The following is a 17482-nucleotide window of genomic DNA, read 5'->3' as shown; positions in this document are numbered from 1 at the left end:
AAATTAAATCATCTAATGTGCCGTGTTATGACTGAATCTCTGCTGCCAAACATCTTGCAATTTATTGGGCAAATCGACCCATTCGACAAAATTCCAAAACCGGCTTTGCGTGAACTCGCATCGCACGTGCAGATTACTTACCTTGGCAAAGGTGAAGTCATTGACCAATGCGTGACTGGGCAAGAGAAATCACTCTATATCATCCGCACAGGCTCCATGGAACAAAGAAAGTCTGATGGTGTGCTGCGCGCGAAACTGGGTCCTGAAGACATTTTCGGTTTTACTTTTCTTGGTAGCCAAATAGACAGCAATAAGGGCTATCGAGCCATCGCTATCGAGAACTCGCTGGTGTACGTAATTCCTAATTCTGCTCTCAAAAAATTGTTTGAAGCGCACCCTGAATGTGCGGAGCATTTTGCTTCACAGGCACAGGTTCGTTTGAAATCAGCACTGGATGTCGTTTGGTCCAACAAAGAGAAAGGTTTGTTCATTCGCCGAGTTGGTGAAGTCGCCAGTGGTCGCGTTGCTGTAGTGACAGCCGACCAGTCGATTCAAGCCGTTGCCAACGAAATGCTAACTAAGTGCTCGCCTTGTGCCGTGGTTTATGAGAATGACAAAATCGTCGGTTTAATTACCGACCGCGATATGACCAAGCGTGTTATCGCGCAAGGGGTAAGTACCGACAGCCCTATTTCAGAGGTCATGACGCACGATCCACAGACCATCAAACCGGATGACCTAGTTTTACACGCTGCATCTATGATGATGCAACACAATATCCGCAATCTACCGCTGGTCGAGAGCAATAAGGTCGTAGGTGTTCTTACTACGACGCACCTTGTACAAAATCACCGCGTACAAGCGATCTTCTTAATCGAAAAAATCAAATATGCGGGCAGCGTAAAATCACTGTCGAGCTTCACACCAGAGCGCCAAGCTATCTTTGAAGCTCTGGTTGATGGGCACGTTTCACCGGAAGTCATCGGTAAAGTGATGACGATGATCATGGACGCTTACACGCGCCGCTTGATTCAAATCGCGATTGATAAACTTGGACCTCCACCATGTAAGTTCTCATGGATTGTGGCAGGTTCGCACGCTCGTAACGAAGTCCACATGCTGTCGGATCAAGACAGTGCGATTGTCCTTGCTGACCACGCGACGGAGAATGACCGAATTTACTTCAAGCATCTTGCTATGATCGTCAGTAACGGCCTTGCGAGTTGTGATTATCCTTTGTGTCCTGGCAAATTTATGGCCGCAACGCCAAAGTGGTGCCAACCTTTGAGTGTCTGGAAGAAGTACTACAAGAAATGGGTTGCCAACCCAGAGTACGAACGTTTACTGAATATCAGTGTGTTCTTGGAAATTCGTACCCTTTATGGCAATAAAGATTACGAAAGTATCTTGCGAGATGAACTGCACACCAACATTCGCAGTAACCGTGAATTCCTTTCCATGCTGGTGAATGATGCGGTAAACACGAACCCTCCGCTTGGCATCTTCAACAGTTTAGTCTTGGAGAAATCCGGCGAGAATAAGAAGACGCTAGACGTGAAAAAGTACGCCATCAACCTAATCATTGATTTGGCGCGCATTTACGGTTTAGCAGTTGAGTGTGATTTAACCGCGACCGACGAGCGTTTCAAAGCCGCCAATGAAGCGGGTGTACTGAGTGAAGATGCGTACAAGAACATCCTGAACGCGTACCAGTTCATCTTGTCGTTCCGTTTTGGTCATCAGTTAGAGGCGCTTAAACGCGGTGAAGAGCCAAATAACCACATCGACCCAAACACGTTCGGTAGCTTTGAACGCCAACACCTGAAAGACGCCTTCCGTATTATTGCAGATTTGCAAGAAGCCGCGAAAGTGCGCTTTGGGAGCCGTTAATGAAGCGTATCTTAGACTACTTTCATCCTTGCTCACGCCTGAATCGAAAGCGTGAGCAATACGCGAAGCAAACAACAATGCCAGAGCACATCAAAGCGTTGGTTCAAACGCCATATTTGGACGCAACGCAATTCGCTCAGGATGCCAGCTATATTGTATTGGATTTGGAAACGACAGGATTAGACAGCGAAGAAGATTTGATTTTATCAATCGGCTGGGTCGACATTGTTCATGGCAAAGTAGATCTTGCCACCAGTCAGCACATGTACATTAATAGCGATTCACAAATCAAGCCAGAAACAGCCGTGATCAACCATATTACGCCGCAAATGTTGTCTGAAGGTGTTTCTATCCATGATGCAATGCGTGCATTCTTCTGCGCAGCCAAAGGCAAGATTTTAGTCGCTCACGCTTGTGTCGTCGAAACTCAGTTCATCAATCAGTATCTTCAGCGCGTGTTTAAACTCAGCGAGCCGCCCTTGGTTTGGCTCGACACTATGTGCATTGAAAAACACTTACAGAAAGCAATCAATCCTCGTGACGAAATTGATGTCACCCTATCAGGCACTCGCGCTCGTTATGGCTTGCCTGAGTACAACGGACATAATGCGTTAGCGGATGCGGTCGCGACAGCAGAGTTGTTGTTGGCACAAAAAACTCGAATTACACCTCAAGGGAAAACTACCATCGGTACCCTTTATCGATTGAGTCTCTAGCTCACTATACATTCGAATATGAAAAAATCTGACGTATCTAGCGCCAGCTTCCTTTTGGTGACGGCGAACTTGGTTGCGTCTCTTTCGAACGTGTCACTCAAAATGCTCAATGGCGAAGTCCCCACTTTTTAATATGTCTTTATTCGCCAGTAAATCCGACAAGTTACCAATCAAAGTGGATTAAACATCGATCATGCGGACGTTTTTAGGTTCATGTTGATATGCTCTTGTACTGTAATCATGCGAAAGCCATACAAAAATAGCCCGCTTCGGGGCGGGCTATTGGAAAGACTCTAAATTTGTATTCGCTTGGATTAGAAGCTGTACGTGACACCAACACGGCTACGTAGCTGGCGCGATGAGCTGTCATCACAAGAGCTGTTACACTGAACGTTACCGAACTCAACGTATGGACGCCAATCCCAACCTTTCTCTTTGTAACCCACTTTTAGGTTGTAATCCCACTCGTATTTACCGTCACGGTTGCCAAGCTTCCACTCATTACTGAAGAAATCTTCTTTGTAGTTCGCTTCAAAGCCAAATTGCCATGCGTTCCAGTTGTAATCGATATTACCTGTGATCTTGCCTGCGTTTAGTGAGTCATGTTGCTGACCATCTAAGCCCGTTGAAGTTTTACCCGATGCGTAGTTGCGGAATTCGTGACGGTAGCGAAGCTTCGTTGTGATACCAGAATCGAATTTGTATTGAACGCGAACCTGAGGTTTGTATGTTACGGCTTCATCACCAAACGTAATTGGCATCGAAGTAGTAATACGCCAGTGGTCATCCAATTTGAAGTGGTAACCATATTCAAACTCACTGTCACCGCGCTGAAGTTCACTTAGGTTGCCTGTATGCTTCATTTCAACGCCGTAGTAATGATTGCCAGTGCTACCACTGATCTTAATACGACCTGCCCATTGTTCTGAATCGTGTTTGTATTCTTCACGGAAGTCTAGTGATGCGGCTGAAATACTGCCTGCAAAAAGGGTGGTCGCGATCGCTAAAGCAATTTGTTTTTTAGATGTCATAGTAGTGTTCCACTGTAGATAAATAGTTTTTCAAAGTGGCGACGCATTACACGCCGCCCTTCTAGGGTTTTATTGTTTTGGGTAAAGCAATTCGATATCGCGCTGAGCCCAAACTTCTGCCAAATTCTTCTTCACTGTGAATTGGCTAAAGTCGGTTTCTGTTGCCAGTTTCACCCATTCAGGTTTCTCCATCGCCACACCTGCTTTTAGGTAAATTGGTGTCATGCGTTCTACTCGGCGTGGATTGTCTTTTGCGGTGTATGGCCAGTCAGACGCTGGATCTTGATAAGTCGCCATTAGCTGAATACCTTGTGCTAACGAGCCACCTTTCTTGTTTTGGTAGTGCCAGAGGTCGATGCCCACTTTGTCACCGATTTGAGCGATGCGGACCAATGGATCTAAGCTGAAGTAGTGGTAGTGGTAAGCACGAGTGCGTTCAATTTCATGAGGTTGAGAACCGTCTTTTTCAAACTGAGTGTCTACACGCATCTTGCCCTTTTGAACCATCTGTTTTGCTAGAGGCTCATTACCTAAGAAGTAAGCAATACTCGCGACTTGGAAGTCATACCAAGTGCCGTGGTTGTTCGCCGCTGCCGCTTCGCCTTTCGGACCACCTGATAAGTCATCAACAATCAACCAATCTAAGTACTCGCCGTACCATTGTGTGATTTGCTGTTCGTCTTTATCCGTCCAAGCTGGAGAAAGCGATAGGATGGCAATGGAATCCAGCATGCGATCTGCCAGCGTACGTGTATCAATGATGCCGCCACGACGCCCTTCTGCTCGTCCAGGAACACCCTGCCCATAATTCACGTTCGGGTTCATCTTGGTTTCGTCATTCATAAACCAAGTGCGAACATACTCAATACCTTGGTTTGCGTATTTCTCGTCTTGACTGAAGTAATAAGCCAACGCAAGTGCACGGACAGAGCGCGTGAAATGACCTATGCGTTTAGAATCTGTTTCCGCCGTTTTCGAAGCAGGGTTAGTTTTGCCATCATGGCGGACCCAAGGAAGACCATCTTCTTTGGATTCATCTGGCCACCAGTAAGGGCTGATACTCATGTAATCGTTTTTGCTACCGCTTGGTGGAGTCATGCCTTTCGCGGTAACCGTGAACGGGCCATCTTTCATTGCCAGTTCTGCTTCTTCAATCAGACGATCGTACGCGTCTTTCATTGAATCGCTCGCTTTATCTGACTGTAAAACAGCGCGGTTTTTTTCAAGCGTTGCTTCATCAAGAAACACAAAGTCTGCAGCAAGAGTGTTAGCACTGAAAAGAATGGTGCTGAGGCAGGTTGCTAGATGTAGAGGTCGTAGGGATTTCATTATTATCGGCCTTTATCTTGAGTTAAAATACTACAAATATAGTACCTAGCCGATGTTGAGCGATCTGTGAATTAGATCTAATTGTATGATTTATCCACCTTATAAAGTTTTATTACAAATTCCACTTAATTAAATAACCTATTGATATTAAATATATTAAGTCTATTTAACAGTTTTTAATTGTCTTAATATTTAGGGTAAAAGTGTGTTCTACCGCATATTTTTACACCAACTTAGTTTACCTTTATTTGTAATACAATATAATCATTTGGAGATTTTGAGACACAGAACATAAAGTTACTGTTGACGTGTGCTTTTCGCCATGTTCTTTCCTACATAGAGTCAAATTACAGGTTAAGCATCCTTGGTTTTTAGAGATGAAATGAAGAGGGCTCGACGCAACAGAAGCGAAGATCACTTATGTAAGACTGAGACATAAGTAGATAGAAAGGTGAGCAAGCAGCAGAAATAGCCAATAGAGGCAAAGCAAAGCGAGCAGGATGGATTCACCCGGTGAAAATTTCAACATTGAAGAATACTGTTTTGTCATCCCTACTCACTTTTGCTCAAGTTTTAATGGGCCTGAGCAGCTTGTTGTTGCTCCCTACCGTTGTCGTCCTCATCGGACTTAAGTGGGTGTAGAGATTGTTCTTTTTGTCGCCACGCCCCATCTCGACCAGCGACCAGTTTAGGCTTGCTATTGACGGACAATAAGCCAATGAAAACGCTTTATTCGTCAGTAATCATTAATTAAGTGGAGAAAGTTAAGCGGAGATCGTTAATACCAATCGGCATAAGTAAAGCGCCGAGATCGATCAGACGAGGATGATGACTTGTGTCGATTGGTATAGTTGCTCCCATATCATAACAACACTTTACAGAGTCTAGCTTTGTTGAACTTTGCAATGATTGTCGAAGATCTTACAGCGTAACGTGCTTAGCAGCGATGAGAGATATACCCCTCGAGTATCTTTCAGCTACATCCAGAACCGCGTTTCACTGTTCTATTGCAATCCAACAGAGCTATTGGCTCAGACGGTATCAATACCGTTTTTCGCCCACGCATTACAGGCATGTCGTGGGCGTTTTTTTATCTGAAATAGTCATACAAATATAATAATACTTCCTACCTTCTTACACCGTTATACCCTTTGATATCTAAACCTAGAAGTCCTACTGAACGTACCTCGTACACATCCAATTTATTGATAGATTAATGTGATGTTGTAGTGGTTTTCCTTTCCCTTTTTTGAGTGCAATGTCAATATTCGATCACGATCACTTGTATGATTATTGAAACAACCCATTCCGGATCATTCGTCACGCTTTTGAGTTATTGTACTACAAATAAACAGACTGATAGTTAGTATTACCTCAAGACATTAAATAACTATCAAAAGGTCTAAAGATGGAACTCAATACCCTTATTGTAGGCATCTACTTTCTATTCTTAATTGCAATAGGTTGGATGTTCAGAACGTTTACCAGTACCACCAGTGACTACTTCCGAGGCGGCGGCAGCATGCTTTGGTGGATGGTAGGTGCAACCGCATTTATGACGCAGTTCAGTGCATGGACGTTTACTGGTGCAGCTGGTAAAGCCTATGCTGATGGCTTTGCGGTGGCCGTCATCTTCTTAGCTAACGCATTCGGTTACCTAATGAACTACCTCTACTTTGCGCCTAAGTTCCGTCAGCTACGCGTCGTGACGGTTATAGAGGCAATTCGTATGCGTTTCGGTAAGTTCAACGAGCAAGTGTTTACTTGGTCTGGCATGCCAAACAGCGTAATCTCAGCAGGTATCTGGTTGAATGGTCTGGCAATCATCGCGTCGGGCATATTCGGCTTCGATATGACCACCACAATCATAGTGACAGGTCTTGTTGTACTTGTAATGTCGGTAACGGGCGGCTCTTGGGCGGTTATCGCTTCTGACTTCATGCAGATGGTCATCATTATGGCAGTAACGGTAACCTGTGCGGTTGTGGCGATCGTTCAAGGCGGTGGCGTTACAGAGATCATCAATAATTTCCCTGTAGAAGAAGGCGCATCATTTGTTTCAGGTAACAACCTGAATTACCTAAGCATCTTCGGTATTTGGGCATTCTTTATCTTCTTTAAGCAGTTCAGTATCACCAACAACATGCTGAACTCTTACCGCTACCTTGCAGCAAAAGACTCTAAGAACGCGAAAAAAGCAGCTCTATTGGCTTGTTTATTAATGACAATGGGTCCACTCATTTGGTTCATGCCTTCTTGGTTCATTGCAGGTCAAGGTATTGACCTAGCAGCACAATACCCAGATGCAGGTTCTAAAGCTGGTGACTTCGCGTACCTTTACTTCGTACAAGAGTACATGCCAGCAGGTATGGTGGGTCTACTGATTGCCGCCATGTTCGCAGCGACCATGTCTTCTATGGACTCTGGTCTAAACCGCAACTCAGGCATCTTCGTTAAGAACTTCTACGAGCCAATCCTTCGCCCTCAAGCAACAGAAAAAGAGCTTGTGGTGGTATCTAAGCTGACCTCGACGTTCTTTGGTGTCGCCATCATCTTGGTTGCTCTGTTCATCAACTCACTGAAGGGGCTGAGCCTGTTCGACACCATGATGTATGTGGGCGCGTTAATCGGCTTCCCAATGACCATCCCTGCGTTCTGCGGCTTCTTTATTAAGAAAACGCCAGACTGGGCTGGCTGGGGCACGCTAGTCATGGGTGGTATCGTTTCTTACTTTGTTGGCTTCGTCATCACAGCAGACATGGTTCAAAACTGGTTTAACCTAGAGCCGTTAACAGGTCGCGAATGGTCTGACTTGAAAGTTGCTATCGGTCTGATCGCTCACCTAGTCTTCACCGCTGGCTTCTTCATGATGTCGACATTGTTCTACAAGCCGCTTTCAGAAGAACGTCAAAAGAACGTAGACAAATTCTTCGAAAACCTAGCGACACCACTTGTATCTGAGTCTACAGAACAGAAGAAACTGGATAACAAACAACGCCGCATGCTTGGCTCACTGATTGCAGTCGCAGGTGTTGGCGTGATGACCATGTTCGTTCTGCCTAACCCAATGTGGGGACGCCTAATCTTCGTCTTCTGTGGTGTGATTGTTCTTGCTGTTGGTCTACTGCTTGTAAAAGCGGTTGACGACAAAGTAGAGCAAGCTTCAGAAACGGTTACAGAAAGCTAGATTCATCCCTTCTCTAATTAAGCGGTCGTCTTCCGACCGCTTTCTACTTAAAAAAGATCATGACTATGAAAAAAACAATGCTTGCTGGCGTGGTTGCCGCGTCCATTTCTGCCCTAACCCTAGTAGGTTGTAACACTTCACCTTCTCAAACCACGGAAGCCGCGGCTCCCGCTGTTGTTGAAACCGCAGTGAATGACATCACTCGCGATTACTTGCTTGCTACGGATCGCTTAAACACAGTGGATGGCAGCGCACTTCAAGCGCAATCCGCAGACACCGTGCAAGCATTGAAACAACAAATGGAGAATGCCGCAGACGGTACAATAATTACGATTCCTGCGGGTAAATACGCGGATCTTGATATCGTCACGGTAAAAGCCAACGACATTACCATCAAGGCGGAGCAACCTGGCAGTGTTTGGCTAACGGGTTTGGCTCAGCTTCGTCTTGAAGGTAACAACATCACTGTCGACGGTTTGGTGTTTACCAAAGGCGGTCCTGCTGAACGTTTCGGTGGTGTGCGTATGATGGGTAACAACAACACTTTACAAAACTCTACGTTCTACTACTTCAACCACGCTTACGAATACCAACCGGACGAACGTCGCTCGGAATACCCGAAATACTTGTGGGTTTCACTTTGGGGTAAAGATGGCAAGGTGATCAATAACCGTTTTGAAGGTAAGCAAAAGCGCGGCACTTTGATTGGTGTACAAAAAGATGACACACCAGATAACCACCTTATTGCTAACAACATTTTCTTGGACCAAAAGCCAAATCAGTTCAATGAATTCGACATCAAAGATGCGATTCGTTACAACGGTAACAGCTGGGAAGCAATTCGAATCGGCGATTCAAAATCGTCTCAATGGGCGTCAAACTCTAAGTTCACCAATAACCTGCTGATTGATATGGATGGTGAACGCGAGCTGATTTCGATTAAGTCAGGTGGCAATGAAATCTCTGGCAATACTATCTTTGAAAGTGCGTCTCTGATTTCTCTTCGTCACGGTAAAGCGAACGTAGTGAAAGACAACGTGATTCTAGGTAACGAAAAACTGCTTACTGGCGGTATGCGTATTTACGATGAAGACCACGTGATCGAGAACAACTACATCACTGGCACGCGTGGCCGTGATGGCAAAATTGAAGGCAATGCGGATCTACGTGGCGGCATCGTAATCAATACGGGCATCATTGATGTGGCAAACGGCGAGAAGCTCGACCAAGCAGTGAAAGGCAAAGAGCTCAACAAGCAATGGACACCAAAGAACATCACCATTCGTAACAACACCCTTGTAGATACGGAATGGGGCATTGTCTACGGCAACCAAACGCACCGTGTGAGCCTGTTCAACAACAGTGAAGTGAAAAACATTTTCGCTGGCGTAGATGTTCACTTCGATAGCAACGTGGTTGATAACCATCAGCAAAAGCAATTCGTCAGTGTACGTGCGACAGAAGAGTTACCGCTGGTCAATCCTACCTACAACAACGAAGTGTACGTTGGCACGGTGACTAACGCAGAGCAAATCGCTTCTTACTCAGTAGAACTGCCGAAGAGCGAGCAAGCAAAAGGCTTTACCCAATACCAAGGCGTTGGTGCGGATACGAGCAAGCTGTCTGTAGTAACGGCAGAAACAGCTGGTCCTGATTACCTCCTTGCAAATACCCAAAAGTAATTCTGCTTTAGAGTTTGCTTCCAGTCTGGTGATACAAGCCAGACTGGTTTCCCTCTCCTTTCACCAGTAACCCCACAATAACTGAAGAAAATTTCACCACCCTACTGTCTCCCAAGATTGAGTTGTGGTTTAATTGTATGACAATTATAAAACTCTTTTCTTTTGCTGCGGATACACTCATGGATGCTGTTTTACATCAGTTGCAATTCTCGTTATCGATCACTGGTCCTATCTGCTTAATGCTGGTTTTGGGCGTTGTCTTCAAACGCATAGGACTTATCAACGACAACTTTATCGAAATCGGCTCTAAACTGGTGTTTCAGGTCACGCTGCCTGCGATGTTGTTCTTAAGTATCGTCGTCTCCGAGCACGATTTCTCCGCGGCTAGCGGCTTCGTCAATTACGGTATTGTTGCCAGCATCGCGTTTTTCATTTTCACCTATGTTTCCGTCAAGCTGTTCTTCAAATCGTCACCCGATCAAGGCGTTTTAATCCAAGGTGGCTTTCGCGCCAATACGGGCATCATCGGCATTGCGTATGTGGCGAATGCTTACGGTTCACAAGGTGTGGCGCTGGCTGCACTTTATGTTGCGGTAACCACCTTTATCTATAACGTACAAGCGGTGATTTGTTTGTCTCCAAAAGGCGCAACGTCTGGATCTCAAGCCGCCAAAATGATGGTGAGAACCTTAACGCGCAACCCGCTGATCATCGCGATCGTCTCTGGCATGGTGTTCTACCTTCTGTCGATTCCTGTTCCAGATGTAGCGATTGACGCTGGTAACTACCTATCGAAGATGACGCTTCCCCTCGCCCTCTTGTGTACCGGTGGCTCACTCGATTTAAGTTTGATGAAGAAAGAGAAAGGGCCGTCTTGGTTTGCCAGCAGCTACAAACTGGTCGTCGCCCCTATCGTGATTACCACAGGTGCATATTTAGTTGGCTTTCGAGGGATTGAGCTTGGCATTTTGTTCTTTATGAACGCTTCTCCCGTTGCGGCGGCAAGTTATGTCATGGCACGCTCTATGGGAGGTAATTCTGTCTTAGCGGCAAACATCATCGCTTTAACGACCGTACTCTCAACAATTACCTGTACATTGGGTATCGTCATTCTTAAGAGTTACAACCTAATTTAATCGGGACATAACCCCAAGTAGGAGAGTTCGGCATACGCTTCCCAGCAATTAACCGATATAATGCGCTAAAAAATAAGGATTTCTATAATGAAACTCATCGCATTATGTTTGGGCGTGTGTTTAAGTGTGGTCAGTCTAACGGCAAATGCAGCTTCAACGACTTATGTTCGCTATCAACACCTCGGGAAAATCAGTTACGGCAAGTTAGTAGAAGACTCAATCTATCCTCTTAAAGGGGATATTTTCTCCGATTCATCACTCTCACCTCGCCAAGTTTCAGTTGATGATGTCAGTCTGCTGCTTCCAACCAAGCCAGAAAAAGTGTTCATCGTTCAAGCGAAAAAACAAGCAGATAAGGCGAAGAAAAGTGATTATCAGTTTTTCTTTAAACTGCCTTCAGCGTTAATTTCTACCGGCGCTCCAATCCAAGTACCATCTGATGCCGATAACATCGAGTATTCAAGCTCCCTCGTGGTCGTGATAGGAAAGCAAAGTAAGAACATCGATACCAAGCAAGCATCAGCCGTTATATTTGGACTCACCGTTGGGGGCGATCTTACGGAAACAAACTGGCTGCAGCATGATGCCCATTCGCTAAGAGCAAAAAGCGCAGACGGTTTTGCCCCAATTGCGAATGAGATCGTTCGCGGACTCGATTTCACCCAGATTCATGTTTCTTCGCAAATCAACGGTAAAGCCATTAACAATGACGCCTTTGCTGAAATTACCTATTCTCCAGCAGAAATCGTGAGTGAACTCAGTCAGTATTTCACACTCAAACCAGGCGATTTAATTTACATCGACTTACCAACTCACACAGTTGAAGTGAAAGATAACGATGTCATTTCTGTTTCACTCAATGGCATCATTAAAGTTGAAAACAAAATTATGTTTTAACCAATACAAAAAAGCCGAACTGCAGTCACTGTTCGGCTTTTTATTTTGCGCGACATGAATCCTCTTACTGATTCGGCACGCCATTAAGAAACTCTTGAAAGCTCGGCGCTCGTACTCGGCTCAGTACCTTCCTCATGTCTTCCATCAAGCTGTCATCAGACCAATCGACACGAATATCGATCGGCGCATGAGTATAACTTTCTATACGAAGAGAGGCAGAATAGGTACCGCGCTTATCCCCTCCCGCTTCCAATGCGGCTTCTAGTGCAGAAATAAGCACTTCTGCTAGCGTTGCCTCATAGTTATCACGATATTGCGGTTTGCCCCCGGCTCTCACTTGCTCAGCATTGAGCACAGTCTGAGCTAGGAACGAATCTGCAAACGCCTCAATAACCGCATCACTTTCAAGCATGTTTCCGGCAACCGCCAAATCTTGAAGTGCTATAGAGCCGACGTACGCGATGTTCTCTTCGCCGTTTATAAACGCGGTATAGCCATGTTTGTCCATTACCATACATTGGCGCTTGGCGAATTCCGCATCACCTTCTTTCAAACGGTCAATCACCTCATGACAAGACAGTCCTTGAGATAACCATCGCTTGGCATTGTCTGCATACCAAGGATTGGTAAACAAACCTTGAGTTGCACAGGCGCCAATTCCACGCCAACTGTGGTTCACATAACCACCAACGGCAACGCCGCCAGTGGCTGTGATGGAAGCCGATAATCCCGTTTCAGGATTAACATGAATAAGTGAAATCGTCATAGATTCTCGATATAAAAAGACGTTAGTAGCCGACCATTTGTCCAATAAACAGCGCCAACCAACACAAGGCGTAAACAAATACCATGAATGGCATAATTGCCTTTAGCCACTGCTCGTAAGAGACGCGACCCAGCGCCAACATGGCTAGCGTACCACCAGAAGTCGGTACAATAAGGTTGGTAAGACCATCACCTACTTGGAATGCAGTGATCATAAGCTGGCGGCTCATGCCAGTAAGATCTGCAACAGGAATTAGGATAGGCATGGTCACCATCGCTTGACCAGAACCCGATGGCACAAATAGGTTGATCACACCTTGCACCACACTTGCGACAATCGCAGAGATAGCAATCGGCATATCTTGGATAAGTGAGCTTAGCGCGTTAACGATGGTATCGATGATTTGCGCCTGGTCGAGAATGATTTGAATCGACGCCGCAACACCAATCACCAATGCACCTGCGGTTACGCCCGATGCACCTTCCATCATTTGCTTCACGATGCCATTCGCACTTAAACCGTTCACCGCACCGATCACAATTGCCATTAATAAGAACAGACCTGCGATCTCGTTGATGTACCAACCGTTAGCAAATACGCCGTAAAGCATCACACCAAGACCAGCTAGGAATACGCCTAGCGTCAGTTTGTCTTTCTTCTCTAGGTGGTATTCTGAAAGATCTTTACTTAAGCCTTCTGCTGAATCTGGCTCTTTAAACTCCATCTTCGCCACACGAGTACAGATGTAGTAAGACAGCAATGCAAGAGAGGAAATTACCATCGCTGCACGCAACCAAGCGCCCGAGAAAGTAGGCAGTTCAGCAATACCTTGAGCCACACCTACGGTATAAGGGTTGATTGGTGACAGTGCAAAGCCTACACCGATACCGCCCACTGCCATTACCGTACCGACAAGGCTGGAGTAACCAACCGCAGCAGAAATCAGAACCGCAACCGGAACGAGTGCGATGTTGTTCTCAAAGCCTACCGCCACGCCAAAGAAACCGTAGATAAAGGTGCCGATTGTGATGATCAGATTACGGTTCTTCACGCCAACTTTGTTTACCGCCACACCAATCGCGTTCTCAAGCGCACCAGTACGTTGCAAGATGTGGAACAAACCACCAGCAATAAATACGATGAACAAGTAAGGTGCCGCGCTGATCAAACCTTTCGGAATCGCGACAAAAATGTCAAAGAAATGCACCGCAGGCACATCACTCAGATAAGCAAATGAATTAGGGACAACGGTAGTACGACCGTCCACCACAACACGTGAGAACTCCCCGGCAGGCACAACAAAAGTCAGTAGATACGTTGCCACCAAAATCATAAAGATCAGGACCATTGGGTCCGGCATACTCTTGTACCAAGCCTTCTTCTCTGTTGTCTCCATCTTTTTTGTCATATCCATAACAAAATCTCTCCTTAGTATAGGAATGAAAACCCATTGGTATGAGCCTTCACGTTCACAAGCTAAAACCAAGTCTTGGTTTTGAAAGTAAAAAAGAGGATGAATCCCCACCCTCTCTTGTGTTATTTCGCTTTTATTGGTGTTTCATCAGCATGCAGAAATGGTTCAGAACCTCGACTGCTGCTACGAGATCTTGTTGTAAAATCGCTTCATCAGGATGATGGCTAACCCCGCCCGTACAACGCATAAACAACATCGCAATATCCGTCAGCTCACACACAGCCAGACCATCATGACCCGCGCCACTGAATAGATTTTTGGTGCCAATATTGGATAGTGCGATCGCTTGAGTAAGTGCCGAAGAAAGTGAATCAGAACAGGTGACAGCAGCTTGCTCATAAGTTTGTTCGTGGTGATACGCGAGGTTGTACTGCGCCATCAAGGTTTGAATGTTCTCCAGCATTTCTTTTCGTGCGGCAATGCGAGAGGCATCATTTGGAGAGCGCAGTTCGATAGTGATGTCCGTCTGCTGAGGAATCACATTCACACCATTTGGGAAGTTGGCGATTTTACCTACGACGCCCACTAGGTCGTCTTCACGTTTGCACAGTTGGTCAAACATATGAATGACCTGAGCTGCCCCAACTAGCGCATCTTGACGCATGTCCATTGGCACTGTGCCTGCGTGTCCGGCTTTGCCAACAATCGACAAAGTATGACGCTCAATCCCAGTGATGGCAGTAACCACACCGACTGGCAAGTTCGCTTGTTCAAGCTGTGGTCCTTGCTCAATATGCAGTTCCACAAAGCCCAACACCTTTTCTTTGCTGTAAGCGTCTTTTCCGATCTGATCTGGATGGCAACCAAACGACGTTAACGCTTCACGCATGGTCACGCCGTGAGCATCTCGCGCATCCAGCACACTTGGGTCAAACGTCCCAGATATCGCTTTTGAGCCAAGCAGTGTCGATTGGAATCGAGTGCCCTCTTCATCGCTAAAGGCAATCACATCAATATTGAATGGGAATTCGAATTTCTGTTGATGAAAATAGTGAATCAACGCAACTGGTAGAATCACACCCAAGATGCCATCGTATTTACCACCATTTGGCACCGTGTCTTGGTGAGAGCCAAAAATCAGCGTCTGGGCATTTGGATTTGGGCTGTGATAGCGACCAATAAGATTTGCAGCATTGTCCATGCGCACTTCCATACCAGACAGCAGCATCCACTCACGTAGTTTTTCATTCGCTTTTGCGTGCTCTTCACTGGCACATAAGCGAGTAACACCTTCGCTATCTGGGTCTTGGGTTTGGCTGCATTGAGCAATATCTTCCAACCACTCCCACGCTAGGCTGGCAGTTTCTACAAATTTTTCCATCTTGAATCGCTCTTTTTCTAACCATGTTCATTTTTAATTTATCATGATAAATATCAAATGAAAGACATTTATCATGATAAATAGACTTTTTTGTGAGAGCGATTCGATCGATAATCGGATGGTTTCATAATCAACAACCCGTACTTTTTCCAAAAAAAGAAACGTAGAAAACAGGTGACATCCTTTGAATTTCCTTCAGAATTCAATAGGGTCTGTTAACCTTTCGTGCTGATTTTTGCAGCGAATTGTTGGGTGTTTATACAAGGCAGAGACTTTGATGTGTAGTTAGCCTACATGAGAAGTCGATAACGAAGTAGAAATGGCCAACAAACGCTGCCCAAAGGGTTCGGGCTAGGCGCCCCCGCAAAATCGTTTTATGCTTTGTTAAGGAGTATTTGCTTAGAGTGACTAGGCGGCACACTCCTTGCCTCGCCGAAAACGATTTTATCTCGAACAAAATTTAACCACGAAAGATAAACAGACCCTAGATACCGCGAGAAAAACCAGCGAGGATAATGTGGCAAGCAGCGCAAAAGGACGTAGAACTCAACAATTAGCCGAATCGATCAAAGCATGGATTGTCGATCAAGCTTTACAACCCGGCGATCGTCTCCCAAGCGAAATCGACGTGATGGAAACTTTTGATGCGTCAAAAAGCACAGTACGTGAAAGCATGCGTATCTTAGAGGCTCAAGGTATTCTCTCGACCAAGACTGGGCCAAAAGGCGGTGTGTTTGTTAGCGAAATGAGTGAGAACAAAGCTCAGGCACTACTGAGTAACTACCTGTTCTTCAAAGACGTTTCAATTTCTGATCTGTACCAGATCCGCTTATCTCTGGAACCAGAGATCGCAGCATCATTGGCGGGCACATTGACCGATGAGCAACTTGCTCGTCTCGATCAGCAGATCGATAAGTACCAGACGCCACCGGAAGATGTGTATCAAGAGCGCGAACACCACATTGCATCGATTGAGTTTCACAGCCTCTTAGCGAGCTATTCTGGTAACGAGCTGCTGAAGTTTGTGGTTCGCTTTACTGCGCAAATGCTTACCGAGCTAACGATTTATCGCAAACTGTATGAACCGGGCAACCACAAGCTGTGGCAAACGGGTGTGCAAAGCCAACGTGCACTGGTGGAAGCATTGCGTAAAAGTGACGCATCAAAAGCCAAGCAAGTGATGGAACAACACATGCTGACCGCGCATCAATTGATGAAGAAACAAGAAGCTGAAGTGGCGAACCGTTTTCTCACAGAAAGCTAATTGGCTCACCATCGTTTGAAATGCTGAATTAAGCGTGATTGGCTAAGGTCATTTTACGCACCAAACGGAAGAATTCATCGGATTCTTCTTCCGTCAGACAAGAGAAGAAATCTTGCTTGAGGTTAGTCATGATGCGGTGCACTTTGCGTACCGCTTCTACCCCTTCTTTTGTGAGTGTTAGAATCTTTAATCTCTGATTGGTTTCGCTCTTAGAGACTTGTACAAAGCCACGCTTTTCTAAGTTGTCCACCATGCGTTTTGCGACACTTCGCTCTGTTAGTACCGCATCCGCCAATTCTTGCTGACTCATCGGTTGAAACTCTTCCAACGCTGCCAAGGCACTCGCCATTTCCAACGTCATCAAGTTCTGACGCGATAACTCTGCTTGTGCACGATTACGGAATGTTCGGTGCATCACACCACACACAAACATTGGGCTTTGATCCAACACGGATATCGGAGAAATCTTCTGATCTTTCATATTGCCTGTTCTACTTTCGGCTTTGTTTTCAATTGGATAGTCTGGTGCTTGCAAGAGATTCCCGACTGCGCTCCTTCGTCGCTTTCGAGAATGACGAGAAACATAACCGAGAGAGCAACACCCCCGTCATTCCGACGAGCCTAGGCGAGCTCAGGAATCTAACTCCCACACGCTCTTGGCTCAATATTTCTCATCAAGCCACAGCTCTCGGTGAGCAGGTTCTGAATCACGCTCGTCCCTCGCTGTTCAGAATGACGAGAAACATAATCGAGAGAGCACCACCCCGTCATTCCGACGAGCCTAAGCGA

13 protein-coding genes and 1 pseudogene are annotated in these 17482 nt (G+C 45.8%); 8 read left to right on the top strand and 6 right to left on the bottom strand.

The genetic code is table 11. The annotated features are described in order from the left end of the window. Positions 1-27 precede the first annotated feature (27 nt). The 3 genes and pseudogenes from NL647_RS12340 to NL647_RS12330 all read left to right on the top strand — a co-directional run. Positions 28-1890, top strand: a complete 1863-nt coding sequence (locus tag NL647_RS12340; protein WP_005450858.1) for a putative nucleotidyltransferase substrate binding domain-containing protein — start codon at positions 28-30, stop codon at positions 1888-1890. Continuing rightward, positions 1890-2606: a 3'-5' exonuclease gene (locus NL647_RS12335; RefSeq protein ID WP_253650209.1), complete on the top strand. Its 717-nt coding sequence runs from the start codon at positions 1890-1892 to the stop codon at positions 2604-2606. Before NL647_RS12340 ends, NL647_RS12335 begins: the two co-directional genes overlap by 1 nt. A gap of 18 nt (positions 2607-2624) precedes the next feature. Then, a pseudogene (locus tag NL647_RS12330) lies at positions 2625-2735 on the top strand (EamA family transporter); the annotation flags it as partial. A gap of 185 nt (positions 2736-2920) precedes the next feature. On the opposite strand, the gene NL647_RS12325 reads toward NL647_RS12330, so the two are convergent. Both NL647_RS12325 and NL647_RS12320 read right to left on the bottom strand, forming a co-directional pair. Then, positions 2921-3637: an oligogalacturonate-specific porin KdgM family protein gene (locus NL647_RS12325; RefSeq protein WP_005450860.1), complete on the bottom strand. Its 717-nt coding sequence runs from the start codon at positions 3635-3637 to the stop codon at positions 2921-2923. 69 nt (positions 3638-3706) lie between these two features. Then, entirely contained in the window at positions 3707-4966 is a 1260-nt protein-coding gene (locus NL647_RS12320) for an alginate lyase family protein (RefSeq protein ID WP_253650208.1), read from the bottom strand. A 1408-nt stretch (positions 4967-6374) separates the two neighbouring features. Here NL647_RS12320 and NL647_RS12315 point away from each other — a divergent pair. From NL647_RS12315 to NL647_RS12300, 4 genes are all read left to right on the top strand, one after another. Then, positions 6375-8153 carry a sodium:solute symporter family protein gene (locus tag NL647_RS12315; RefSeq protein ID WP_005450862.1) on the top strand — a complete coding sequence of 593 codons (1779 nt, stop codon included), beginning with the start codon at positions 6375-6377 and terminating at the stop codon, positions 8151-8153. 65 nt (positions 8154-8218) lie between these two features. Next, a complete protein-coding gene (locus tag NL647_RS12310; protein ID WP_050937845.1) occupies positions 8219-9835 on the top strand; it encodes a polysaccharide lyase 6 family protein in 1617 nt (538 codons plus the stop codon). 179 nt (positions 9836-10014) lie between these two features. Further along, entirely contained in the window at positions 10015-10971 is a 957-nt protein-coding gene (locus NL647_RS12305; RefSeq protein ID WP_009698219.1) for an AEC family transporter, read from the top strand. Between the two features lie 87 nt (positions 10972-11058). Further along, positions 11059-11868 (top strand): fumarylacetoacetate hydrolase family protein, encoded by an 810-nt coding sequence (locus NL647_RS12300; RefSeq protein ID WP_114092858.1) that lies wholly within the window; start codon positions 11059-11061, stop codon positions 11866-11868. 64 nt (positions 11869-11932) lie between these two features. Here NL647_RS12300 and NL647_RS12295 read toward each other — a convergent pair whose 3' ends face one another. From NL647_RS12295 to NL647_RS12285, 3 genes are all read right to left on the bottom strand, one after another. Next, on the bottom strand, positions 11933-12634 hold the full coding sequence (locus tag NL647_RS12295) for a DUF1028 domain-containing protein (protein WP_017819113.1): 702 nt from the start codon (positions 12632-12634) through the stop codon (positions 11933-11935). A gap of 22 nt (positions 12635-12656) precedes the next feature. Then, positions 12657-14048: a YfcC family protein gene (locus tag NL647_RS12290; protein ID WP_017188230.1), complete on the bottom strand. Its 1392-nt coding sequence runs from the start codon at positions 14046-14048 to the stop codon at positions 12657-12659. A gap of 133 nt (positions 14049-14181) precedes the next feature. Then, on the bottom strand, positions 14182-15429 hold the full coding sequence (locus tag NL647_RS12285; RefSeq protein ID WP_253650207.1) for a M20 family metallo-hydrolase: 1248 nt from the start codon (positions 15427-15429) through the stop codon (positions 14182-14184). 517 nt (positions 15430-15946) lie between these two features. On the opposite strand from NL647_RS12285, the gene NL647_RS12280 reads away from it, so the two are divergent. Further along, complete coding sequence (locus NL647_RS12280; RefSeq protein ID WP_050935199.1) at positions 15947-16693, top strand: FadR/GntR family transcriptional regulator; 747 nt, start codon at positions 15947-15949, stop codon at positions 16691-16693. Between the two features lie 28 nt (positions 16694-16721). Here NL647_RS12280 and NL647_RS12275 read toward each other — a convergent pair whose 3' ends face one another. Further along, positions 16722-17174 carry a MarR family winged helix-turn-helix transcriptional regulator gene (locus tag NL647_RS12275; RefSeq protein ID WP_005446725.1) on the bottom strand — a complete coding sequence of 151 codons (453 nt, stop codon included), beginning with the start codon at positions 17172-17174 and terminating at the stop codon, positions 16722-16724. Between the last annotated feature and the right edge of the window lie 308 nt (positions 17175-17482).

The sequence above is a fragment of the Vibrio sp. Y29_XK_CS5 genome (assembly GCF_024181835.1).
Lineage (GTDB): Bacteria > Pseudomonadota > Gammaproteobacteria > Enterobacterales > Vibrionaceae > Vibrio > Vibrio harveyi.
The sequence above is the reverse complement of the archived record's forward strand: the minus strand, read 5'-3'. Positions and strand labels throughout refer to the sequence as shown.